The sequence below is a fragment of the Streptomyces sp. NPDC052396 genome (assembly GCF_044593195.1).
In the GTDB taxonomy this organism is placed as follows: domain Bacteria; phylum Actinomycetota; class Actinomycetes; order Streptomycetales; family Streptomycetaceae; genus Streptomyces.
On sequence record NZ_JBIUAW010000008.1, the window covers coordinates 156,990 to 178,436 of the forward strand.

The following is a 21,447-nucleotide window of genomic DNA, read 5'->3' on the forward strand; positions in this document are numbered from 1 at the left end:
GCAGGCCACGATCCCGGCGGGGCTCAGGGAGAACTCCGGGTCGGTTCAGGGTCGTGCTCCTCCCCCGGACCGAGATCTCCTCCGGCCGCCGGGGCTGGAAGACTGGCCCCATGAGCGAGACCACCACCCCCCGGGCCGTACTCGACGTCTGGTGCGAGCTGCAGTGCCCCGACTGCCGGACCGCCCTGGACGACCTCCGCGCCCTGCGCGCCCGTTACGGGGACCGGCTGGAGATCCAGCTGCGGCACTTCCCCCTGGAGAAGCACAAGCACGCCTACGCCGCCGCCCAGGCCGCCGAGGAGGCGGCCGTACAGGGGCGGGGCTGGCCGTACGTCGAGGCGGTGCTGGCCCGCGCCGAGGAACTGGGCGAGCGCGGCGAGCGGGTCCTGACCGAGGTGGCGGGCGAGCTCGGCCTGGACGCCGAGGAAATGGACACCGCGCTGATCGACGGGCGGCACCTGCTGGTCGTCGACGCGGACCAGGCCGAGGGCAAGGCGATCGGGGTGACCGGCACCCCCACCTATGTCATCGGCGGCGAACGGCTGGACGGCGGCAAGAGCCAGGAGGGGCTGCGGGAGCGGATCGAGGAGATCGCCGACCGGCTGCTGGCCGGCTAGAGCAGCGCCTTGTGCAGACTGACGGCCGTCGGCTGATAGCCCAGTGACTCGTACAGCCGCCGGGCCACCGTGTTGGTGGTGAAGACATTGAGGGCCAGCCGGCGGGCACCGGCCGCCAGGGTCTCGCGCTCGGCCAGCAGCATCAGGGTCCGGCCGTGGCCGTGCCCCCGATGGCCGGCGGCCACCTCCACGCTCAGCACATAGCCGCCGCCGTCGAGCCGGGTGGCCAGCCAGAGCGTGCCGACGTCCGCACCCCGGTGGACCAGGATGCGCAGGACGGTGCCGGGCGTGGCCGCGCCCTGCGGCAGGAAGGCGGCGTGGTCACGCCGGGCCTTGTCCTCGGCCCGGGCGCGGGGCACCCCGCGTTCCGCCCAATGCCGGGTGTAGTGCGCCAGCTCCGCCGCCTGCCAGGCGGGGAACTCCTCCTGGCTCATGGGCCGGGTCACGGCGCCGGCGGGCAATGCGGGTGCGGTGGTGAGCGTTTTGGACAGCCGCCGACTGTCCTCGGTGTAGCCGAGGGCTGTGGCCAGGGCCAGGGCCGCCCTGGCGGTGGCCGGGACGCTGACCTGGACCCGTTCGCAGCCCCAGCCGCGCAGCACTTCCTCGGCGGCGAGGGCGGCGACCGTACCGCGTCCTCGGTGCCGGTCCCGTTCGTCGATGGCCAGTCCGGCTATCCGGCCGATTGCCGGCCCGAAACCGGGGTGTGTGGACAGGTCCACTCCGCCGACGGGCCTGCCGTTCACACAGACGTCGTACGAGCGGGACCTGCCGCCGTCCTCGGTGCGCTGCTCGGGCGTGGTGGGGCGCAGGGTGGTGGTCACGGTGATGTTGTACCGGGCCCGCCCGGGCCGCGTCACGGGCTTTGTCGGATCAGGTCCTGTCCGGTCGGGCCTTGCCGGGTCAGGGCAGGGGATCGATGTCGGCGGCGGAGCGCTCCTCGAAGATCCGCATGGCCTTGACGGTCACCGGGCCCGGGGCGCCGGGCAGCCGGCGGCCGTCGACAGCGTGCACGGCCTGGACGTCCCGCAGGCTGGAGGTCAGGAAGACTTCCTCGGCCCGGTCCAGGGCGTCCATGGGCAGGTCGGTCTCCCTGGCGCCGGCCCACTCCACGACCAGGGCGCAGGTGATGCCGGCCAGACAGCCGGAGCTGACCGGCGGGGTGTGCAGCTCGCCGTCCAGGACGACGAAGACATTGGAGCCGGTGCCCTCGCACAGGGCTCCGGCGGTGTTGGCGAACAGGGCCTCGCTGGCGCCCTGCTGCTGGGCCCTGGCGAGCGCGATCACATTCTCGGCGTACGAGGTGGACTTCAGGCCGGCCAGGGCACCGCGCTCATTGCGCGTCCAGGGAACGGTGATCACGCCCGTGGTGTCCGGCCGCCGCAGGGTCTCGCCCAGGGCGACCAGCAGAGTGGGGCCGGTGCTGCCGCGGTCGGAACCCAGTGGGGAGATTCCGCCGGTGTAGGTGATGCGCAGCCGGCCCAGCGGCATGGGGTTGGCTTCCAGCACGGCGGCGCAGGCCCGGCGCACCTCCTCCGGATCCGGCTCGGGCAGACCGAGACCACGGGCGGATGTGGCGAGTCTGATGAGGTGGCGGGTCAGGGCGAAGGGGCGCCCGTGAACGGTCTTGACGGTCTCGAAGACCCCGTCGCCGACCGTGAGACCGTGATCGAAGACCGAGACAAAGGCGCTGCTCTCGTCGCGGAGTGCGCCATTGAGCCAAATGGTCACCGTTTCGTCCCTCCGAGCGGCCGATGTGCCTGGGAAGCCTGTGAAGCTATCGCGAGCAGGCGGGCTGCCTTGAGTTCGGTCTCGGCCCATTCCAGCTCCGGGTCGGAGCCCCAGGTGATGCCGGCTCCGGTACCGAACTTCAGTGCCGCGCCGCCGGGTGCGGTGCGGTCGATCCAGAAGGTGCGGATGCCGACGGCCAGCTCACCGGTGCCCCGGTCGGCGTCCACCCAGCCGATTCCTCCACAGTAGGGCCCGCGCGGCGAGGTCTCCAAGGAGTCGATGATCCGCAGCGCGCTGGCCTTGGGTGCGCCGGTGACCGAGCCGGGCGGGAAGGTGGCGGCCAGCAGCTCGGCCCAGCCCGCCCCGTCCGCCAGCTCGCCGCGCACGGTGGAAACCAGGTGCACCAGGCCGGGATGGGGTTCGGTGACGCAGAGGCCGGGCACGCTGACCGATCCGGTGGCGCAGACCCGGCCGAGATCGTTGCGGACCAGGTCCACGATCATCACGTTCTCGGCGTAGTCCTTCTCCAGCAGGTCGGCGGCGGTGCGGCCGGTGCCCTTGATCGGCCCGGACTCGATGGTGCGTCCTTGCCTGCGCAGGAAGAGCTCGGGCGAGGCGGTGGCCACCTCCAGGCCGTGGGCGGGCAGCCGAATCGTTCCTGCGAACGGCGCGGGGTTCCCGTGCGCCAGCAGGGCGGTGAGGGCATCCACATCTGCGGCGCCCGGGTCGGGCAGCGGAGCACTCAGTACCCGGCAGAGGTTGGCCTGGTAGACCTCGCCCGCCGCTATGTGTTCACGGATGCGCCGTACGCCCGCGGTATAGGCGGCGCGGTCCAGCGAGGTGGTCCAGCTCTCCTGGTACGGGCCGAGCCACCGGCCGGACGTGGGTCCGGGTGCCGGGTCCGGCCGTACGTCCGCGAAGCGGGCACAGCTCAGGCCGCCTTCGAAGTCGGCGACCACCGCCCACCAGCCCGTGGATTCCAGGGCTTCGGGGTCGCTGGTGACATCGCGCAGATCGGTGGCGAGGAGGCCGCCGAAGCGGGCCATCGGAGGCAGGTGGTGCACGTCAACGAGTCTATGGCGCGGTCACCGGGGCCGGGCGGGCCGGCGAACAGGGCAGCACGCTGCGGAAACGGAATTTGAGCTGGCGCTGGAATCCGCTAGAGTTCAACACGTCGCCGGGACGCGGAAGCGAAACGGCGAGAGCAGCTCTCGGACCTGGTCCGGGGGAGGCATGCGGACGTGGCTCAGTTGGTAGAGCATCACCTTGCCAAGGTGAGGGTCGCGAGTTCGAATCTCGTCGTCCGCTCTGTGGGGGATCTTCCCGACCCCCCGCTCTGTTGGTGGAGTGGCCGAGAGGCGAGGCAACGGCCTGCAAAGCCGTCTACACGGGTTCAAATCCCGTCTCCACCTCCAAGGACGATTAGCTCAGCGGGAGAGCGCTTCCCTGACACGGAAGAGGTCACTGGTTCAATCCCAGTATCGTCCACCAGGGTCTTCACCGACCCTTCTGCGCGATTAGCTCAGCGGGAGAGCGCTTCCCTGACACGGAAGAGGTCACTGGTTCAATCCCAGTATCGCGCACGCGACATCCCGGACGATTAGCTCAGCGGGAGAGCGCTTCCCTGACACGGAAGAGGTCACTGGTTCAATCCCAGTATCGTCCACCAGGGTCTTCACCGACCTTTCCGCGCGATTAGCTCAGCGGGAGAGCGCTTCCCTGACACGGAAGAGGTCACTGGTTCAATCCCAGTATCGCGCACATCATCGGCCGTGGGCCGGGGCGTTGAGCTCCGGTCCGCGGCCTTTTGCATGTCCGGTTGCACGTCCGGCCTGCCCTGCCCGGGAGTTGAGGACCGGCCGGGTACCTCCCCAGGTACCCGGCCGGCGGTGCCGTCCGCCGCACCCCCGTCCCCACGGGGTTATGGCCGGCTCGTCCCCGACCCGGGCCGCTCTCCCGGGTCCGGAGCGCTCAGCGCCCCAGCAGGCCGACCACGGACGACGCTTGAGTGACGACGGCATCCCAGCCGCCGAAGAGCACGGCGAGGAGCACCGCGAACGGCAGCACCATCACCAGGGCGACCAGTGGATGGCGAGTCTCCGACGGCTGCCCAAAGGCGTCCGCGGCCTCCGCTCCGTACGCCCGGCCGGGCGTGCGGACCGACCGTGGCCCCTTCTGCGCCATCGTCCCTCTCCCGACGTGCTCGGCCCCTGGTGTGCCCCTGCCGTGCCCCAAGTGGTGAAGTCCGGCAGCGACGGGCGTCTGACCTCGGGGGACGAGTGATACGCCCGCCGCTTGAATCCCACACTAGGTGCCGCCGCGGGCGAGGGCGTCATGCCCGCGTACCCCTTGCACGGCCTCCCGGAGGATGACGCGGCCTCGGCCGGGCTACTCCCCTGGGTGGAGATCGGCGCGTTCGCCCCCTGGGGGGTCGCCGAAGGAGCGCGCGCCGGCCCGCGAGCGCTGGTCCGGCGCGTTCTGCCGGCCGGCCGTTCCACCAGAGCCACCACCCGGGCGGTCATAAAGCGCGCAACGCGAACGACCGTGCCACCCCTAGTGAGTTCGCTCACCTCCATGACATCGCCATGGGTGGTGATCTTCACTTTGCGGCCCGCCTTGCTGGCCACCATTTCATACGTTCGAGTCGTGGCTCCGGCGTCCACCACGATCTCCACCCGGTCGCCCTTCATGGCATCAATCCCCCTTTACTGTCTGCTGTTTGAGGACATGCCTCATCCCCCCGGCCGCGTAGCTCCCGCTCCATGACCGCTCTCCGAGGTTCCCACGGCCCACTGACAATCCCCTTGCCGACGCATGCGCCGCCTCTCAGCACGCCTGGCCGTCAGTCCGTAAGCTGTGGCTCGTCAGACGGACCGGCAGCGGGGATGAAGATGACGATGATGCGGCTCCGGCGCGAGGACCCGCGAGTCGTCGGCTCGTTCCGGCTTCACCGCCGGCTGGGAGCGGGCGGCATGGGCGTGGTGTACCTGGGCTCGGACCGGCGCGGCCAGCGGGTGGCGCTGAAGGTGATCCGGCCGGATCTCGCCGAGGACCAGGAGTTCCGTTCGCGGTTCGCGCGCGAGGTGTCGGCCGCGCGGCGGATCCGGGGCGGCTGTACGGCACGGCTGGTGGCTGCGGATCTGGACGCGGAGCGGCCGTGGTTCGCCACCCAGTATGTGCCCGGCCCCTCACTGCACGACAAGGTCAACGAGGAAGGGCCGCTGTCGGCGGCTCAGACGGCCTCCATCGGGGCCGCGTTGGCGGAGGGACTGCTGGCGGTGCACGACGCCGGGGTGGTGCACCGCGATCTGAAGCCGTCGAACATCCTGCTCTCCCCCAAGGGCCCCCGGATCATTGACTTCGGCATCGCCTGGGCGACCGGTGCCAGCACCCTGACGCATGTGGGCACGGCCGTCGGCTCGCCCGGCTTCCTGGCGCCCGAGCAGGTGCGCGGCGCCACGGTCACGCCGGCCACCGACGTCTTCGCGCTGGGCGCCACTCTGGCCTATGCCTGCACCGCGGACTCGCCCTTCGGACAAGGCAGTTCGGAGGTCATGCTCTACCGCGTGGTGCACGAGGAACCGCAGCTGCTGGGCGTGCCGGACGCACTGGCCCCGCTGGTGCACGCCTGTCTGGCCAAGGATCCGGAGGAGCGGCCCAGCACCCTCCAACTGTCCTTGCGGCTGAAGGAGATCGCGGCCCGTGAGGCGCACGGCCTGCCGGAGGGCCGCCGGTCACCGGTGCGCCGGACGCCGGAACGGCCGGCCGGCCGGCGAGCCGAGGAGTACGCGGAGCAGCGCACCGAACCGCAGCCGGCCGAGGCCACCGTGCCGCGCCCCGCGGTTCCTCGTCCCGCATCCCGTCCGCAGGGGCCACAGGGACCCAAACGGCCCGCGGGGCGCGGCGGGGCACGGCCGGCGGCGCGTACCGGCTCCCGTTCCGGCGCGGCCGCGCCCCGGCGGGGGCCCGACCGGCGGCTGCTGCGGCAGCGGCTGATCGTCTTTGTGGTGGTGACGCTGCTGGTGGCCTTGGGCATCGCGGCGGCGCAGGGCTGCCAGGGCCCCAAGAAGCAGTCCGGCACGGGGCGTTCCTGCCCCGCGGTGGCTCAGTCCTGCGGGCGCCCGGAGGCCACCGCGTAGAAGGCGACGGCCGCCGCCGCGCCCACATTGAGCGAGTCGACGCCGTGGGCCATGGGGATGCGGACCCATTCGTCCGCCGCCCGCAGGGCCCGCGTCGACAGTCCGTCGCCTTCCGCGCCCAGCATCAGGGCTACCCGTTCCAGCCGGTGCGGGGCCGCGACGTCCATGGGGACGGCCTTGGCGTCGGGGGTGAGGGCGAGTACCCGGAAACCGGCCGCGCGTACCGTCTCGAGGTCCTGCGGCCAGCTCTCCAGCCGGGCGTAGGGCACCGAGAAGACGGCGCCCATGGAGACCTTGACCGACCGCCGGTAGAGCGGGTCGGCGCAGTCCGGGGAGAGCAGCACGGCGTCCATGCCCAGGGCGGCAGCGCTGCGGAAGATCGCTCCGATGTTGGTGTGGTCGTTCACCGCTTCCATGACCGCCACGCGCCGGGCGGTGCGCAGCAGTTCGGCGGCCTGGGGCAGGGGCTTGCGGGCCATGGAGGCCAGGGCCCCGCGGTGCACGTGATAGCCGGTCACCCGCTCGGCGAGGTCGGGGGTCACGGTGTAGACCGGGGTCGGGCTCTCCTCGATGACATCGCGCATCACATCGACCCACTTGGGGGTCAGCAGCATCGACCGCATCGCGTATCCGGCGTGCCGGGCACGGCGGATGACCTTTTCGCCCTCGGCGATGAACAGGCCCTCGGCGGGCTCGCGGCGGCGCCGCAGTTCGACGTCGGTGAGCCCGGTGTAGTCGTGCAGGCGCGGGTCGTCGGGGTCGTCGATGGTGATGAGGTCGGCCACGGGTTACTGCCTTGCCTTGGTGGATGCGAACGGTGCTGCTAGCGGCCGGTTTCCGGGCCGACGGTGACGACGTCGCCGATCACGATCACGGCGGGCGGGCGTATGCCCTCGGTGCCGACCCGCTCCCCCACGTTCTCCAGGGTGGCGTCAAGACGGCGCTGGGCGGCCGTGGTGCCCTCCTGGATCACCGCGACGGGGGTGCCGACGGGGCGTCCGTGCCGGATCAGGGTGGCGGCGATGGCGCCGATGTTGGCCACCGACATCAGCAGCACCAGGGTGCCACGGAGCGCGGCGAGTGCCTGCCAGTCGACCAGTGAGCGGGGGTCGTCGGGGGCCACATGGCCGCTGACGACGGTGAACTCATGGGATACGCCCCGGTGGGTGACGGGGATGCCGGCCGCGCCGGGCACGCTGATGGAGCTGGAGATGCCGGGCACCACGGTGCAGGGGATGCCGTGTTCGGCCAGGGCCTGCGCCTCCTCCATGCCGCGGCCGAAGACATAGGGGTCGCCGCCCTTGAGCCGGACCACCGTCTTGCCCGCTCTGGCGTGTTCGATGAGCGCGTTGTTGATGGCCTCCTGGGCCATGAACCGGCCGTAGGGGATCTTCGCCGCGTCGATCACCTGGACATGCGGGGGGAGTTCATCGAGCAGGTCGCGGGGGCCGAGCCGGTCGGCGATGACCACATCGGCCTCGGCGAGCAGGCGGCGGCCGCGCACAGTGATCAGATCGGGGTCGCCGGGTCCGCCGCCGACCAGGGCGACATGCCCGGTTCCGGCGCCGGGACGAGCCCGGTAGTGCGGTGCGGTCAGCGAGCCGTCGCGCAGGCTCTCGACGATGGCATCCCGTACGGCGGCGGAGCGGCGGGGGTCCTGTCCGGTCAGCACCGCCACGGTGACGCCCTCGCTGCGGCCGGTGGCAGGGGTCCAGGCGGAGGCGGCCGCCGCGTCGTCGCTGCGTACCGCCCAGACCCGGCGGGCCTCGGCCTCGGCGGACGCGGCCTGGTTGGCCTTGTCGTCATCGGTGGTGATCAGCGCGTACCAGGCGCCTTCGAGATCGCCCTCGCGGTAGCGGCGGCGTTCCCAGCGCAGTTCGCCGGTCTCGGCCATCGCCTCCACCGAGGGGGTGGCGGACGGCGAGATCAGCAGGACGTCGGCGCCGGCGGCCAGCAGGGCGGGCAGCCGGCGCTGGGCGACCTGGCCCGCGCCCAGGACGACCACCCGCCGTCCGGCCAGGCGCAGTCCAACCGGGTAGGCGGGCGCAGCGGATGGGGCGTGCTCGGCATGCTCGGCCATGGCGGTGCGGCTCTCCTCGTACATGTGCGCTGCGCTCGCCGCTGCGACAGTGGAGCGGCGGTGGGATGGGGCACGGCCCCCGGGGACACCCTATGGGGCGGTGCCGGTCGGGTGGGTAGGGGACGGGGCGGTACGGGCCCGGCCGGGCTCGTACCGCCCCTTCTCCTGCCGCCGGTTCGGGCGGCCGGCGGACGCTCTGCCGCCGTCAGCTCTTCTCGGTGACGCCGGCGGTGTCGAAAGTGGCGACCTCATGCATGGCGCGGGCCGCGCTCTGCACCACCGGCAGGGCCAGCAAGGCACCGGTGCCCTCGCCCAGCCGCAGGTCCAGGTCGACCAGCGGGCGTAGCCCCAGTTTGGTGAGCGCCGCGACATGGCCGGGTTCGGCGCTACGGTGGCCCGCGATACAGGCGGCCAGCGCCTCGGGGGCGATGGCCCGGGCGACCAGCGCGGCGGCTCCGGCGCTGACGCCGTCCAGGATCACCGGGGTGCGCAGGGAGGCGCCGCCCAGGATCAGGCCCACCAGGGCGGCGTGCTCCAGTCCGCCGACGGCCGCCAGCACCCCGATCGGGTCCTTGAGGTCGGGCTGGTGCAGTTCCAGCGCGCGCCGGACCACGTCGATCTTGCGGGCGTGCATCTCGTCGTTGATACCGGTGCCGCGGCCGGTGACCTCGGCCGGGTCGGTGCCGGTGTAGACGGAGATCAGGGCGGCTGACACCGTGGTGTTGGCGATGCCCATCTCACCGGTCAGCAGTGCCTTGTTGCCCGCGGTGACCAGGTCCCGGGCGGTTTCGATGCCCACCTCGATGGCGCGCAGCGCCTCTTCGCGGGTCATCGCGGGGCCGGTGGTGAAGTCCGCCGTGCCAGCCCGGACCTTGCGGGGCAGCAGGCCGGTGGTGGCGGGGAGTTCGGCGGCCACGCCGACATCCACGATGCACACCTCGGCACCGACCTGGTTGGCGAAGGCGTTGCAGACCGCCCCGCCGCCCAGGAAGTTGGCCACCATCTGTGAGGTGACCTCCTGCGGCCAGGCCGTGACGCCCTGGGCGTGCACCCCGTGGTCCCCGGCGAAGATGGCGACCGCGGCGGGCTCGGGGATGGGCGGCGGGCACTTGCGGGACAGGCCGCACAGCTGGGCGGAGATGATCTCCAGCATGCCCAGCGCGCCGGACGGCTTGGTCATCCGCTTCTGCCGCTCCCACGCCTCGCCGAGCGCCTTGGCGTCCAGCGGGCGGATGCCGCGCAGGGTTTCGGCGAGCAGGTCGTGCGGGTCCTCGCCGGGCAGGGCGCGCCGGCCGTAGGTCTCCTCGTGGACGACCCAGGACAGCGGGCGGCGCTTGGCCCAGCCCGCCTGCATCAGCTCGGGCTCGTCGGGGAACTCGTCCACATAGCCGATGCACAGGTAGGCCACGATCTCGAGGTGGTCGGGCAGCTCGAGTTCGCGGACCAGTTCGCGCTCGTCGAAGAAGCTGACCCAGCCGACGCCGAGCCCCTCGGCGCGGGCCGCGAGCCAGAGGTTCTCGACCGCGAGCGCGGAGGAGTACGGAGCCATCTGCGGCTGGGTGTGCCGGCCGAGGGTGTGGCGGCCGCCCCGGGTCGGGTCGGCGGTGACCACGATGTTGACCGGGGTCTCGAGGATGGCCTCGATCTTCAGTTCCTTGAACTGCTTGGCCCGGGCCTTGGGCAGCGACTGCGCGTACGCCTGCCGCTGTCGCGTGGCGAGTTCGTGTACCGCCTTGCGGGTCTCGGCGGAGCGGATGACCACGAAGTCCCAGGGCTGGGAGTGCCCGACGCTGGGCGCGGTGTGCGCGGCCTCCAGGACGCGCAGCAGCACATCGTGCGGGATGGCGTCGGTGCGGAAGCCGTTGCGGATGTCCCGGCGTTCGCGGATGACCCGGTGGACGGCGGCCCGTTCGGTGTCGTCGTAGGCCGGAGCCGGGGGTTCGGTGGCCACCGGTTCGGCCGCCTCCTGCTCGGCGGTGTCCGGGGCGGCCGGCTGCTGCGGCTCGTCCTGGGTCTCCGGCTGGGTGGTCTCGACGACGGGCGCGGCGGGCTCGGCGGCCGGGGCGGCTTCCGGCTCGGCCGGCTGCGGCGCGGGGGCCTCGGCCGGCTCCGGCTGCGCGGCCACCGGTGCGGGCTCGGCGGCGGCCGGGGCCTGCTCGACGGCGGGAACCGGTTCGGCGTCGGGAACGGTGGCGGCAGCCGGTTCGGCGACGGCGGCCGGCATGGCGGCCGCGGCCGGTTCCGGGGTGGCGACCGGCTCCGGGGCGATGACCGGTTCGGCGGCCGGGGCGGCGTCCGCGGCCCTGGTGTGCTCGATGGCGGCAGGCGCGGCGGCCTGCTGCTCAGCGACGGCCGAGGGTGCCGGAACCACTGCTTCCGGACCGGCGGCCGGGACGGTGACGGGCTGGGCGGCGACGTCCGGAACCGGCGGGGCCGGTTCCGCGCTGACGGTCTCGGGGGCCTGCGGCACCGCCTGTTCCGCCAAGGCGTCCTCGGCGACCGGCGGAACCGGCTGGACCTGCGGAGCGACGGCCTCGGGGGCCGGCTGCGCCACCGGCTCCACAACGGCCGGGGCGGGCTCGGCGATCTCCTCGGCGGGAGCGGCGAGTTGGGCCTGGGCGGCCTCCGCCACCGGCGCGGGCACGGCCGGCTGCGGTTCGGCGACGGCCGGCGACGGCGCCACGGGTGCGTGCTGCGGCACATCACCGGCCGCCTCGACGGCGGGAGACGGTGCCGGGGCCGCGCCGTCCACGGCCGGCTGCCGCGCGGCGGCGGACTCGTCGATGCCGGCGGGGATTTCGGCGGGCGTCATGACCGGCTCGGCGGTGACGGCCACGGGCTCGGCGACGGGCTCCGGGGTCTCGGCGGCCGGGACCGTGACGGGCTCCGGCGCGGCCTCGGCGGCAACAACAGGTTCCTGGGCCGGCGCGGCGGGGCTCGCCGGTGCCGGCGCGGCGACGGCCTGCTCCACCACGGCCTGCGTGGGCTGCTCCGGCGCGACCGCCTGCGGCGCGCTCTCGGGGCCGCCCGCGGCGGGCGCCGCCGGCGGCTCGGCCGGTCCCGGCTGTCCGGGTACCGGGGCAATGTCCTGGGCCACAGCCTGGGCCGCCGCCTCCTGCGGGGCGTCAGCGGGCGCCGCGGCGGCGGCGGTTGGCTGCTCGGCGGCAACGGCGTCGCCGGCGTTCTGGGCCGGAACGAAGGCTTCCGCCGGCTCGGCGGGCGCCGGCGCGGGCGCCTCGGTCCGGGCGGCGGGTACGGGAGCGGGGGCCTCGGCGGGCACCGGTTGCTGCGGCTGGGCGTCCCATATGCCGGGCTGCGCCGGAGTCTCGGCGGCGGGGGCCGGCGGCACCGGCTGTGCCTCGGGGCCCGGAACCTCCGGGTATTCGGCGGCCGGAGCCTGCACCGTGGGCTGCGGAACGGGAGAGCCGACCGGCTGCGGCGAGGTGGCGGGGCCACGGTCGGCGAGGGAGCGCACCACGCCACCCGAGTTGTCCGGCACCGGCGGACCCATGTGCAGCGGGCGCCGGGGCGCGGCGGGCGGCGTATGCGGCTCGTCCTGGCCGCCCGTCTCCTGCGTGCCGGCCTGGGGCTGCTCGATCCAGGCACCCTGGGCGCCCGGCATCAGCAGCAGGTCGTCATCGTCCGTGGAGTCCCCGGAGTCAAGAAAGCTGTAGGTGGAAGGAAGTCCGGTTCTGGCAGGAGTCGCGGCGTCTCCGGAGTCCGGGTGCCCGGGCGTCGCGCCTGCGTTCTCCGGCTGTCCCTCTCCCGGGAACCGGCCGGTGTCGGTCATGCGTATCCCTCGCCCATCGGTAGTGCTCCTTCCAACCGCTCACGCCCATAGCAAGAACGAGCGTCCAAGTCTCGCGGCACGTTGTGTGCCACCCGGTGCCACCCTGCCGTGCGCTCCGCCAAAACGGAGGCGCGTCCGGGACATTGGTGACTGTGGTGTCGGACACCGGGCGGCCGCACAACGGTCCGCCAGCCTACCCTCCGCCCGGCCGGTCGCGATCACGGGTGGCTGCGACGGCCGCTCAGCAGGAAGGCTACGGCGCGCTCGCGCTCGTTCCACTGGGTTGTGTCCAACTCCACGGACTGCAACAGGGCGCATTCCACGGCGTATCCGCCCTCGGCCAGGGCACGGCCGATGGCCTCGGCCTCGTCGCGGGTGGCGGCGTGCGCCACGATGCGCTCGGGGCGCCGGTCGGCGCAGGCGGCGACGACGGCGGCGCCGCCGCCCCCGACCCGCACCACATCGGGTTCCGGCAGGTCCTCCAGGATCTGCGGCGCGGTGCCGTGCACCACCTGGAGCTGGACCCCGAAGTGGCGGGCGACCGCGGTGGCGCGCCCGCAGGCGTCCGGGTCCCGGTCGACGGCGATGACGGCGGCGCCGAAGCGGGCCGCCTCGACGGCGGCGGCTCCGCTGCCGGAGCCGATGTCCCAGACCAGGTCGCCCACCCGTGGTCCCAGCCGGGCGAGTTGGGCGGCCCGCAGTTCGGTGGTCTCGCCCTCGCCGGGCGGGGTGCCGTAGGCGTCGGCGGGCAGCGCCCAGCCGCGTACGCCCGGGTAGTGCCCGGGGTCCCGGCCGGCCAGCCAGTGGCCGGTCGCGCGCTGCCGGGGCGGGGCGCCGGGGACCTCGGCCGCGCCGGTGCCGCCGATGACGATGACCACATTGGGGTCCCGCCAGGCGTGGTCGGCGGCCTTGTCCGAGGTCAGCACGGTGACGCGTTCGCGGTCGGTGCCCAGTTCCTCGCAGATGACAAAGGTGCGGTGGACGGGGCCCAGCAGCAGGGCGAGTTCGGCGGGGCCGGCGCCGGGCGAAGTGAGCACGGCGACCTTGGTGAAGGCGCGGCAGACGTTGACGGCCCGGCGCAGCTCACGGGGGTGGGCGACCACGATCCGGGCGTCGTCCCAGGGCATTCCGGCGCGGGCGAAGGCGGCGGCGACCGAGGAGACGGCCGGTACCACCTCGACCTCCAGGCCGTGTTCGGGCGCGCGCAGGGTGCGGACCACGCCGAAGAAGCCGGGGTCGCCGTCGGCGAACACCACGGCGGTGCCGCGGTGCTGGGCGATGCGGCGGGCGGCCAGGCCGACGCTACCCAGCCGGATGCGCTCGGCGGCGGGCGGTATCTCGGGGAGCGCCAGGTGGTGGGCGGCTCCGGCTACCAGAGTGGCGGCGCCCACGGCCGAGCGGGCCGCGTCCGTCAGCGGTGAGCCGTCCCACCCGATCACCGTGACCCGGTCGGCCATCGTCGTCTGTCTCCTGGGGCTTGTCCGGCAACGCGCGGTCCGCCGGCGAGGCGGGCATGGTGAGGGTACCCCGGCAGGTACGGACCACCGCTCCGGCCGGGGGCGCGCGGAGGCGGGGCGGAGCGGGGCAGGGCCTTATCGCCAGCCGGGGAAGGCGGTGGCGTAGCCGCTGCCGCCGGTGTGCTGTTCGCGTACCTCTTCCAGGTCCTCGGGCAGCAGGCTCCAGACGATGAGGTCGGTACGGATGTCCGTCCAGCCGCCGTCCTCGGTGCGGCTGCGGGCTATCCAGGCGTTGCGCAGCACGCCCTCGCTGATGCAGCCGGTCTTCTGGGCGACCTGCTGGGCGGCGGTGTTGTCGGCCGCGGTGCGCAGCTCCAGCCGCTCGAACTTCTGGTCGCGGAAGAGCCATTCGGCGACGGCCAGGACGGATTCGCAGGCGTAGCCCTCGCCGCGGGCCCAGGGCGCGGTGACATAGGCGGCCTCGGTGGCCAGGGTGTGCCAGTCGGTGTTCTTCAGGTGGACGACCCCGACCAGGCGGTGGGTGAGGAACTCGGTGACCGCAAAGACGATTCCGCGCCCCGAGGCGCGCTCCGCGGGCGCCAGCCGCAGCGCCCACTGGCGGGCGTCCGCGGTGGTATAGGGGTGCGGTACCGAGGTCCACGCGGTGATGAGTTCGTCGTTCATCATCTCGGTGAGCGCGGGCACGTCCGAGGCGTCGAACGGGCGCAGCACCAGCCGGTCCGTACTGATGGAGATGTCCGGAAAGGTGGATGTCATGCGCTGCTCCAACGCCGGAGGGGCCCCCGTGCCGTTCAGGCGCGGGGAGGGTGGGCTCGGGTGGGTCTCGGTGGTCCGATCGGGTGTGGCCCGGGTGCACCAGCATGCAGCATGGGTGGCGGGTGTGCCACGCGCGGCGGCCCCGAGCACGCGGTGCGTGTGCGGGGCCTGCGGCCGCCGAGGCGGCTGAGATTACCGGCGATTTACGCCCGGCGCCGGTCCGGGCCGCCCAAGTGGCCTGTTGTTTCCGGGCCGGGGGGCGGACCGGCGGACCGGGCCGCGGCCGGATGCCGCGGTACCGGGACAACGCCGTGGCGGGGCTCAGTTCTTGACGGCGCCGAAGGCGGGGATGACGGCGCCGCTGAACTTCTGCTCGATGAAAGTCTTGACCTCGTCGGAGTTGAGGAGCTTGGCGAGCGTCACGATGCGCGGGTCGGACTCATTGCCGCGCTTGACGGCCAGGAAGTTGGCGTAGGGGTTGTTCTCCGCCTTCTCCAGGGCAATGGAGTCCTTGGCCGGGTTGAGCTTGGCGCCGATGGCGAAGTTGCCGTTGATGACGGCGGCGTCCACGTCGGCCAGGCGGGCCGGGATCTGGGAGGCCTCGAGTTCGGTGAACTTGATGCCCTTCTTGTCCTGGATATCGGCCAGGGTGGCGTTGCTGCCCACGCCGTCCTTGAGCTTGATGACGCCGTTGTCGGCCAGCAGCTTCAGGGCGCGGCCTTCGTTGGTGGCGTCGTTGGGCACCGCGATGGTGGCGCCGTCGCCGAGCTCGGAGGTCTTCTTGGCCTTCTTGGAGTACAGGCCCAGCGGCTCGATCTCGACGTTGACCACCGGCACGATGTCGGTCTTGTTCTTCTTGTTGAAGTCGTCGAGGTACGGCTTGTGCTGGAAGAAGTTGCCGTCCACATCGCCGCTCTGGGTGGCGGTGTTGGGCAGGTTGTAGTCGTTGAGCTCCTTGACCTGGAGCTTGAGGCCGGCCTTCGCCGCCAGGTGGTCGCGGACGAAGTTGAGGATGTCGCCGTGCGGGGTGGGGCTGGCGGCGATGACCAGGGTGGCCTTGGGGTCGGCGTCCTTGCCGTGCTTCTCGGAGCGGCCGGAGGACGAGGAGTCGGAGGGGGCGCTGCAGGCGCTCAGGCCCAGGGTGAGCGCGGCGGCCGCGGCCAGGGTGGCGCTGATCTTGATGGTGGTACGCACGAAGAGTGCCTCTTTCCGTTTCACGAGTGATGTGCCCGGCAAAGGGTCCGGGCTCGTGGGGTGTGGGCGGTGAGCCCGTCGGGGTCAGCCGGCCTCGGGGGCGGCCTCGCCGACCTCGGTCTTGAGCTGGCCCGGCTTGCGGTTGGCGCTCCACAGGCGGCGTACGCCCACGGGTGCCGTCTGCCGTCCGGTGCGCCGGGCCAGGCGCCGCACGGTCAGGTCACCGGCGAGCTGAACGATCGTCACAATGACGACCAGCAGCACGATGGTGATGTTCATCAGGCCGTGTTCCTGGCGCTGGTAGCCGTAGTTGATGGCGACCTGGCCGAGTCCGCCGCCGCCGACGGCGCCGGCCATGGCGGAGTAGCCGATCAGGGCGATCACGGTGGTGGTCAGGCCGGCCACCAGGGAGGCCAGGGCCTGCGGGAGCAGCACCTTGAAGATGACGGTCCAGGTGCCGCCGCCCATGGCCTGCACGGCTTCGATCAGGCCGTGGTCGACCTCGCGCAGCGAGGTCTCCACCAGCCGGGCGAAGAAGGGGATGGCGCCGATGGTGAGGGCCACCACGGCCGCGCTGGGCCCGATGGAGGTGTTGATCACCAGCCGGGTGAAGGGGATCAGCCAGACGATCAGGATGATGAAGGGCACCGAGCGGCCGATGTTGACGACGGCGCCGACGGCCTTGTTGACGACGACATTGCGCAGCAGCCCGCCGCGGTCGGTGAGGTAGAGCAGGATGCCCAGCGGCAGGCCGCCGAGCACCGTGTAGACGGTGGACCACCACACCATGAAGAGGGTGTCCAGACAGGCGTCACGCAGCAGCGGCTGCATTTCGGACCAGGTCACTTGGCACCTTCCCGGGTGAGCGCCTCGGCGGCGTCGGTCACGTCCGTCACGGCCGTCGCATCCGCGAGGTCGGCCACGTCGACCTGGAGTCCCTGCTCGCGCAGGAAGCCGATGGGGACGACGTTCTCCTCGAACCGGCCGGGCAGTTCGATGCGCATCCGGCCGACCTGCTTGCCGGCGATGGTGTCCATCGCGGCGCCCAGGATCGAGATGTCGATGTTGTAGGTACGGGACAGCTGGGAGATGACCGGCTGGGTGGCCGCCTCGCCGTGGAAGGTGACGTCCACGACGGTGCGGTCCGGGCCGGAGGGTTCGCCGCCGACCGGGAAGAGCTCGCGGGCCAGCTCGGAGCCGGGGGTGGCGAGCAGTTCGGCGACGGTGCCGGACTCCATGACGCGGCCGTTCTTCATCAGGGCCGCCGAGTCGCAGATCGTCTTGACCACGTCCATTTCATGGGTGATGAGCAGGATGGTCAGGCCCAGCTGCTGGTTGAGGTCGCGCAGCAGCCCCAGGATGGAGCGGGTGGTCTCCGGGTCGAGCGCGGAGGTCGACTCGTCGGAGAGCAGCACCTTGGGGTCGCCGGCCAGGGCGCGGGCGATGCCGACGCGCTGTTTCTGGCCGCCGGAGAGCTGGGCGGGGTACGCCTTGGCCTTGTCGGCGAGGCCGACCAGGTCCAGCAGCTCAAGCGCCTTGCGGCTGCGCTCCTTTCCGGCCAGGCCGAGGATTTCCAGCGGCAGTTCGACATTGGCCTGCACGGTGCGCGAGGACAGCAGGTTGAAGTGCTGGAAGACCATGCCGATGCGGCTGCGCGCCTGGCGCAGCGCGGATCCCGCGCGCGGTCCCCGCCCGGCGAGGGCGGTGAGGTCCTGGCCGGCCACGGTGACCGTGCCGGAGGTGGGGCGCTCAAGGAGGTTGACGCAGCGGATCAGGGTCGATTTTCCGGCGCCGCTCTGGCCGAGGACGCCGTACACCTCGCCTTCCCGCACATGCAGGTCGACGCCGTCGAGGGCGGTGACCTCGCGGCCGCGTGAGCGGTAGACCTTTGTCAGGCCCGTAGTGGTGATCACAGGGGTTTCCGTCACTGTCGAGTGCGCGGCAGTGGGGTGCCGGGCACGGCAATTGATTGCGGAACGCGGCAGAGACTGCCCCCAGGCGCTGGAGTGCTGCTCGGGGGGTCGGTGACGCGGGGCGGAGCGGCCGGTCCGGAAGGGGACTTGTCGGCGCTGTTGGTCTCGCTTCGGGGCGCGAGGCTCGGAACAGGGGCCCTCAGCGGTCACACATTCGACACATGCAACGAGCACCGGGCGTCATCATCGCCTCGGTCGCAAGGGTGCGGCTGCTCGTCGTGGTCATGCGAGCAAGTAAAACAGACGCCTGTGCGAATGAGCCATGCTTGTCCGAATAGCGGACGCCTTCGATCACTTCCTGGACGGTCGGGGCTCCGGCGCAGGGGTGCGTGCGGGGCGGCCCGGTCGGCCCCGTAAAGTCGTCACATGCCTCTTACGCCCCTCCCGCACGGTGCCGCCCGGGGGCCGCGGTGATCGACGCGCTGACGCTCGTGCTCGGCCTGGCCGCCCTCGCGCTGGCCGGCTGGTGCGGATTCGCCTTCTCCCGGGACCAGTCCACCAAGGACTGGCACTTCATCGGCATGGCCGTGGTCACCGTGCTCGCCCTCGCCCAGCTGGTGACAGGCGTGGTGCGGCTGGCCGGCGGCGACAAGCCGGCCCAGGGCACGGCGATCTTCGTGGCCTATCTGCTGGGCGCGGCGGCCTCGGTGCCGGCCGCGGGTTTTATGTCCCTGGCCGAGCGCACCCGCTGGGGTTCGGCCACGGTGTCCGCGGGCGCGGTGGTCCTGGCCGTGCTCGAGGTACGGCTCTATGACATCTGGGGAGGCTGACGATGGCTCAGTCGACGGACACCAACGGCACCCGGGAGAAGTCCGGTTTCGACCTCGGACAAGGCCCGGGCCGGCTGCTGGTGTGGCTCTACGGGGTGTTCACGGTCGCGGCGGCGTCCCGCTCGGTCGTGCAGATGCTGCTGGACTTCGGCAAGGCGCCGCTGGCCTATGTGCTGTCGGCCGCCGCCGCGGTGGTGTACGCCTTCATCACCTACTCCCTGGTCCGCGGCGGCGCGACGGCCCGCCGGGCGGCACTGGTGTGCTGCGCGGTGGAGCTGGCCGGAGTCCTCACCGTGGGCACCTGGACGCTCGCCGACAAGGCGGCCTTCCCGGACGCCACGGTCTGGTCGGACTACGGCATGGGCTATCTGTTCATCCCGGTGATCCTGCCGCTGACCGCGATGCTGTGGCTGCGCCGGGCCGAGCGCTGACCGGAGGCTCCGGAGGCTAGTGACTGGCCGCCAGCGCCGGCACCTCGGCCACCGGCTTCTCCAGGGTCACCAGGGTCAGCGCCCGGCTCACCTGCTCGGTGCCGCCGGTGGGCGCGTAACCCCGCTCGCGGCACAGCCGCAGGCTGACCTCGCTGCGCCGGCCGACGGCCAGCCGGTAGCGCACCGCGGACTCGGCCGCCAGCTGCTCCTCGATGGCGCCCAGCAGCCGGCCGCCCAGTCCGTGCCGCCGCAGCCGGGGGTGGACGATCAGGCCGGTGATCACGGCGGTGCCCTCGGAGTCGACCGCGCCCCGCACCGAGCCGACCACCTCGGTGCCGAGCCGGGCCACCAGCACCCGCCCGGTGCCCAGTTCGGCACGGAGCGCGGCGAGCGACTGGGTCAGCGGCTCAAGGGAGTAGTCGCCGTAGAGCTCGGCCTCGCTCTGGTAGCAGAGGTACTGGAGTTTGAGGATCTGCTCGGCGTCGTCCTCGTCCGCCGCCGCGATGGTCACGCTCATGCCCATGTGCGTATGCCTCCCCTGGTTGGCCCGGCCTGGTCCGTCCGACAGGAGCCGCCGCGGTGTACGCCGCCTCCGTGGCGCCGGTTGTCTAACGCTCCTTTCCCCCAGGGCCAGGAGCCGCAATCGCCGCCGTGAGCATTCTGCGCAGGCATCCCAGGCAACGGGAACGGACCGGTCCCAAAGATCCTTGTGAGATTCCCAACTCGCCTGCGATTTCCCGGTAAGTGGGGTCAGTGGCCGAAAGCAGCGCGCTCAGCAGGCGGGGGCAGCGGCCGGGCAGCCGGCGGACCGCGGCACGCAGTTCACGCCCCGACTCGGCCGCCAGCACCGCGCGTTCCACCCCGGATTCATGGCCGTCGGAGGGTTCCGCCGAGGTCGGGTCATAGGGCACCTCACGCCGGGCGCGGCGGCGCTCCGCCCGGGCCTCGGCCCGTACCGCCGCCCGTAACCGCAGCACGGACTCGGTGCGGTGCCGGGCGCCCTGGCAGCCGCTGGTGTCGCTCAACAGCCGCACCCAGACGGCTTGTTCGAGGTCGGCGGCGTCAACACCCGCCGCCGGCGCCTCGGCCGCGCACTCGGCGGCCAGCAGCGGGCGCAGCGAGGTGAGGAGCTCGTTCGGTGTCATGCCCGGCGGGACGTGACCATGCCTCCCGCCGGTTGCCGACACGCCCGGGCCTCACCCGTCCGTGTCGGCGGCGGGGCGACGATGACCTCTGGTACTGCCTCTTGCGCTACCCCTTGTGCCCCTTGCGGAAGTCCTCTCGCGCCAGTACCGCGGTGTCACAGTTGTCGGAGAAGATGCCGTCGATGCCGGTGGCGTAGTAAGCCTGGAAGGCGCCGAAGGCGTCCCCGTAGGCGTTGGGGTCGGTGCCGCGCCGGAAGTCGGCGGGCAGGAAGCTGTTCTCGTTGCGCATGGTCCACGGGTGAAGGACGAGCCCAGCAGCGTGCGCGTTACCAACGAGCTTGGTGGGCTTGGTGAGTTTGCCGTTGGCGTCCCGCGGGATGATCAACTGGAGCGTGGGGCCGATGCCCTGGGCGAAGCCGGCGATCCACTTGAGCCCCTGGGGCGTGATCAGGTCGGCCACCGTGCGCGGGTCCTTGGCCACCACGAAGTCATAGGGCTTGGTGGGCAGGTCGTCGATCAGGAAGATCTTGGGCGCCCTGACGCCCAGCCGGCCCAGCCGCTGCAGGCTGCCGGGCTCGAAGGACTCCAGGAACTGCGGGGAGTCGGCGCGGTGCCGGCCGTAGCGGCGCAGCAGCTTGGCGAGACGTTCCTCCAGCCCCAGGCCCAGGGAGCGGAAGTAGGTGGGGTGCTTGGTCTCGGAGTGCAGCCAGACGCGGCGGCCGCGCTTGCGTCCCTGCTCCTCGGCCCAGTCGAGGACCTCCTCGAAGGTCGGTATGGTCCAGCGGCCGTCGTAGAGGGTGTTGTGCTGGCGGACGTTGGGCAGCCGCTCCTTGGCGCGCAGCGTCTTGAGCTCGGCGAGGGTGAAGTCCTCGGTGAACCAGCCGGTGACGGCGGTGCCGTCGACGGTCTTGGTGGTCTTGCGGTGCGCGAACTCCGGGTGCGCGGCGACATCGGTGGTCTGGCTGATGTCGTTCTCGTGCCGGCAGACCAGGTGGCCGTCCTTGGTGGGGACCAGGTCCTGCTCGATCACATCCGCGCCGTTGTCCAGGGCGAACTGGTAGGAGCCCAGGGTGTGTTCGGGCCGGTAGCCGCTGGCGCCGCGATGGCCGATGACGGTCGGCACCGGCAGGTCCCGGTAGCCGCCCCGGCCGCCGGCCTGCTCGCTCGCGGTGCTCCGCGCCGTGGCCGCTGAGGTCCCGGCCGTGCCGAGGACGACCGATCCCGCGCCCAGGGCCGCGGCGGCCCCCAGCACCGTGCGCCTGCCCGGCCGCTGCTCCTGCTGCATAAACGCTCCTTCGTTCGCCGTGCCGGGGCGCCGCCCGGCAGCTGTCGGACGCGCCGATCGT

General features: G+C 72.4%; 19 protein-coding genes, 6 tRNA genes and 1 pseudogene. 10 read left to right on the forward strand and 16 right to left on the reverse strand.

Features of this window, described 5'->3' with window-relative positions; all coding sequences use genetic code 11:
• Nucleotides 1-110 precede the first annotated feature (110 nt).
• Nucleotides 111-617, forward strand: a complete 507-nt coding sequence (locus ACIHFE_RS22180; RefSeq protein WP_400108920.1) for a DsbA family protein — start codon at nucleotides 111-113, stop codon at nucleotides 615-617.
• On the opposite strand, the gene ACIHFE_RS22185 is transcribed toward ACIHFE_RS22180, so the two are convergent.
• The 3 genes from ACIHFE_RS22185 to ACIHFE_RS22195 all read right to left on the reverse strand — a co-directional run bounded on the left by ACIHFE_RS22185 (nucleotide 614) and on the right by ACIHFE_RS22195 (nucleotide 3,409).
• The gene (locus ACIHFE_RS22185; protein WP_400108921.1) at nucleotides 614-1,438 is read right to left on the reverse strand and encodes a GNAT family N-acetyltransferase; all 825 of its coding nucleotides are present in this window, start codon (nucleotides 1,436-1,438) and stop codon (nucleotides 614-616) included. The genes ACIHFE_RS22180 and ACIHFE_RS22185 overlap by 4 nt on opposite strands.
• 79 nt (nucleotides 1,439-1,517) lie before the next feature.
• Nucleotides 1,518-2,345, reverse strand: coding sequence for an aminotransferase class IV (locus ACIHFE_RS22190; RefSeq protein ID WP_400108922.1), 828 nt, complete (start codon nucleotides 2,343-2,345; stop codon nucleotides 1,518-1,520).
• Nucleotides 2,342-3,409 (reverse strand): chorismate-binding protein, encoded by a 1,068-nt coding sequence (locus tag ACIHFE_RS22195; RefSeq protein ID WP_400108923.1) that lies wholly within the window; start codon nucleotides 3,407-3,409, stop codon nucleotides 2,342-2,344. The genes ACIHFE_RS22190 and ACIHFE_RS22195 overlap by 4 nt, the downstream gene beginning before the upstream one ends.
• A gap of 171 nt (nucleotides 3,410-3,580) precedes the next feature.
• Here ACIHFE_RS22195 and ACIHFE_RS22200 point away from each other — a divergent pair.
• From ACIHFE_RS22200 to ACIHFE_RS22225, 6 genes are all read left to right on the forward strand, one after another.
• Nucleotides 3,581-3,653: transfer RNA gene (locus ACIHFE_RS22200), tRNA-Gly, on the forward strand.
• Between the two features lie 33 nt (nucleotides 3,654-3,686).
• A tRNA-Cys gene (locus ACIHFE_RS22205) sits at nucleotides 3,687-3,760 on the forward strand.
• Nucleotide 3,761: 1 nt separating this feature from the next.
• Nucleotides 3,762-3,836 (forward strand) — tRNA-Val (locus ACIHFE_RS22210).
• A 20-nt stretch (nucleotides 3,837-3,856) separates the two neighbouring features.
• A tRNA-Val gene (locus tag ACIHFE_RS22215) sits at nucleotides 3,857-3,928 on the forward strand.
• A gap of 11 nt (nucleotides 3,929-3,939) precedes the next feature.
• Nucleotides 3,940-4,014: transfer RNA gene (locus tag ACIHFE_RS22220), tRNA-Val, on the forward strand.
• Nucleotides 4,015-4,034: 20 nt separating this feature from the next.
• A tRNA-Val gene (locus ACIHFE_RS22225) sits at nucleotides 4,035-4,106 on the forward strand.
• A 210-nt stretch (nucleotides 4,107-4,316) separates the two neighbouring features.
• Here the strand turns inward: ACIHFE_RS22225 and ACIHFE_RS22230 are convergent.
• Nucleotides 4,317-4,529, reverse strand: coding sequence for a hypothetical protein (locus ACIHFE_RS22230; protein WP_400108924.1), 213 nt, complete (start codon nucleotides 4,527-4,529; stop codon nucleotides 4,317-4,319).
• A gap of 254 nt (nucleotides 4,530-4,783) precedes the next feature.
• A pseudogene (locus ACIHFE_RS22235) lies at nucleotides 4,784-5,035 on the reverse strand (hypothetical protein); the annotation flags it as partial.
• A 201-nt stretch (nucleotides 5,036-5,236) separates the two neighbouring features.
• Here ACIHFE_RS22235 and ACIHFE_RS22240 point away from each other — a divergent pair.
• On the forward strand, nucleotides 5,237-6,484 hold the full coding sequence (locus ACIHFE_RS22240; RefSeq protein ID WP_400109286.1) for a protein kinase: 1,248 nt from the start codon (nucleotides 5,237-5,239) through the stop codon (nucleotides 6,482-6,484).
• Here the strand turns inward: ACIHFE_RS22240 and ACIHFE_RS22245 are convergent.
• From ACIHFE_RS22245 to ACIHFE_RS22280, 8 genes are all read right to left on the reverse strand, one after another.
• Nucleotides 6,451-7,269, reverse strand: a complete 819-nt coding sequence (locus ACIHFE_RS22245) for a TrmH family RNA methyltransferase (RefSeq protein ID WP_400108925.1) — start codon at nucleotides 7,267-7,269, stop codon at nucleotides 6,451-6,453. The two genes, ACIHFE_RS22240 and ACIHFE_RS22245, sit on opposite strands and share 34 nt — an antisense overlap.
• 38 nt (nucleotides 7,270-7,307) lie before the next feature.
• Nucleotides 7,308-8,564: a uroporphyrinogen-III C-methyltransferase gene (gene cobA / locus ACIHFE_RS22250; protein ID WP_400109288.1), complete on the reverse strand. Its 1,257-nt coding sequence runs from the start codon at nucleotides 8,562-8,564 to the stop codon at nucleotides 7,308-7,310.
• A gap of 205 nt (nucleotides 8,565-8,769) precedes the next feature.
• Nucleotides 8,770-12,354, reverse strand: coding sequence for a nicotinate-nucleotide--dimethylbenzimidazole phosphoribosyltransferase (cobT, locus tag ACIHFE_RS22255; protein WP_400108926.1), 3,585 nt, complete (start codon nucleotides 12,352-12,354; stop codon nucleotides 8,770-8,772).
• A 218-nt stretch (nucleotides 12,355-12,572) separates the two neighbouring features.
• Nucleotides 12,573-13,811, reverse strand: a complete 1,239-nt coding sequence (cbiE, locus tag ACIHFE_RS22260) for a precorrin-6y C5,15-methyltransferase (decarboxylating) subunit CbiE (protein WP_400108927.1) — start codon at nucleotides 13,809-13,811, stop codon at nucleotides 12,573-12,575.
• Between the two features lie 135 nt (nucleotides 13,812-13,946).
• On the reverse strand, nucleotides 13,947-14,588 hold the full coding sequence (locus tag ACIHFE_RS22265; protein WP_400108928.1) for a GNAT family N-acetyltransferase: 642 nt from the start codon (nucleotides 14,586-14,588) through the stop codon (nucleotides 13,947-13,949).
• A 321-nt stretch (nucleotides 14,589-14,909) separates the two neighbouring features.
• Entirely contained in the window at nucleotides 14,910-15,782 is an 873-nt protein-coding gene (locus ACIHFE_RS22270) for a MetQ/NlpA family ABC transporter substrate-binding protein (protein ID WP_400108929.1), read from the reverse strand.
• An 84-nt stretch (nucleotides 15,783-15,866) separates the two neighbouring features.
• Nucleotides 15,867-16,628 (reverse strand): methionine ABC transporter permease, encoded by a 762-nt coding sequence (locus tag ACIHFE_RS22275; RefSeq protein WP_400108930.1) that lies wholly within the window; start codon nucleotides 16,626-16,628, stop codon nucleotides 15,867-15,869.
• Nucleotides 16,625-17,695, reverse strand: a complete 1,071-nt coding sequence (locus tag ACIHFE_RS22280) for a methionine ABC transporter ATP-binding protein (protein WP_400108931.1) — start codon at nucleotides 17,693-17,695, stop codon at nucleotides 16,625-16,627. Before ACIHFE_RS22280 ends, ACIHFE_RS22275 begins: the two co-directional genes overlap by 4 nt.
• 470 nt (nucleotides 17,696-18,165) lie before the next feature.
• Between ACIHFE_RS22280 and ACIHFE_RS22285 the strand changes: the two genes are divergently transcribed.
• Together ACIHFE_RS22285 and ACIHFE_RS22290 are read left to right on the forward strand one after the other, a co-directional pair.
• On the forward strand, nucleotides 18,166-18,525 hold the full coding sequence (locus tag ACIHFE_RS22285) for a hypothetical protein (RefSeq protein WP_400108932.1): 360 nt from the start codon (nucleotides 18,166-18,168) through the stop codon (nucleotides 18,523-18,525).
• Between the two features lie 2 nt (nucleotides 18,526-18,527).
• Nucleotides 18,528-18,956 carry a hypothetical protein gene (locus ACIHFE_RS22290; RefSeq protein ID WP_400108933.1) on the forward strand — a complete coding sequence of 143 codons (429 nt, stop codon included), beginning with the start codon at nucleotides 18,528-18,530 and terminating at the stop codon, nucleotides 18,954-18,956.
• A gap of 16 nt (nucleotides 18,957-18,972) precedes the next feature.
• On the opposite strand, the gene ACIHFE_RS22295 is transcribed toward ACIHFE_RS22290, so the two are convergent.
• From ACIHFE_RS22295 to ACIHFE_RS22305, 3 genes are all read right to left on the reverse strand, one after another.
• A complete protein-coding gene (locus tag ACIHFE_RS22295) occupies nucleotides 18,973-19,479 on the reverse strand; it encodes a GNAT family N-acetyltransferase (protein WP_400108934.1) in 507 nt (168 codons plus the stop codon).
• Between the two features lie 85 nt (nucleotides 19,480-19,564).
• A complete protein-coding gene (locus ACIHFE_RS22300) occupies nucleotides 19,565-20,101 on the reverse strand; it encodes an RNA polymerase sigma factor (RefSeq protein WP_400108935.1) in 537 nt (178 codons plus the stop codon).
• Nucleotides 20,102-20,207: 106 nt separating this feature from the next.
• Nucleotides 20,208-21,386, reverse strand: a complete 1,179-nt coding sequence (locus ACIHFE_RS22305) for a glycerophosphodiester phosphodiesterase (protein WP_400108936.1) — start codon at nucleotides 21,384-21,386, stop codon at nucleotides 20,208-20,210.
• Nucleotides 21,387-21,447 lie beyond the last annotated feature (61 nt).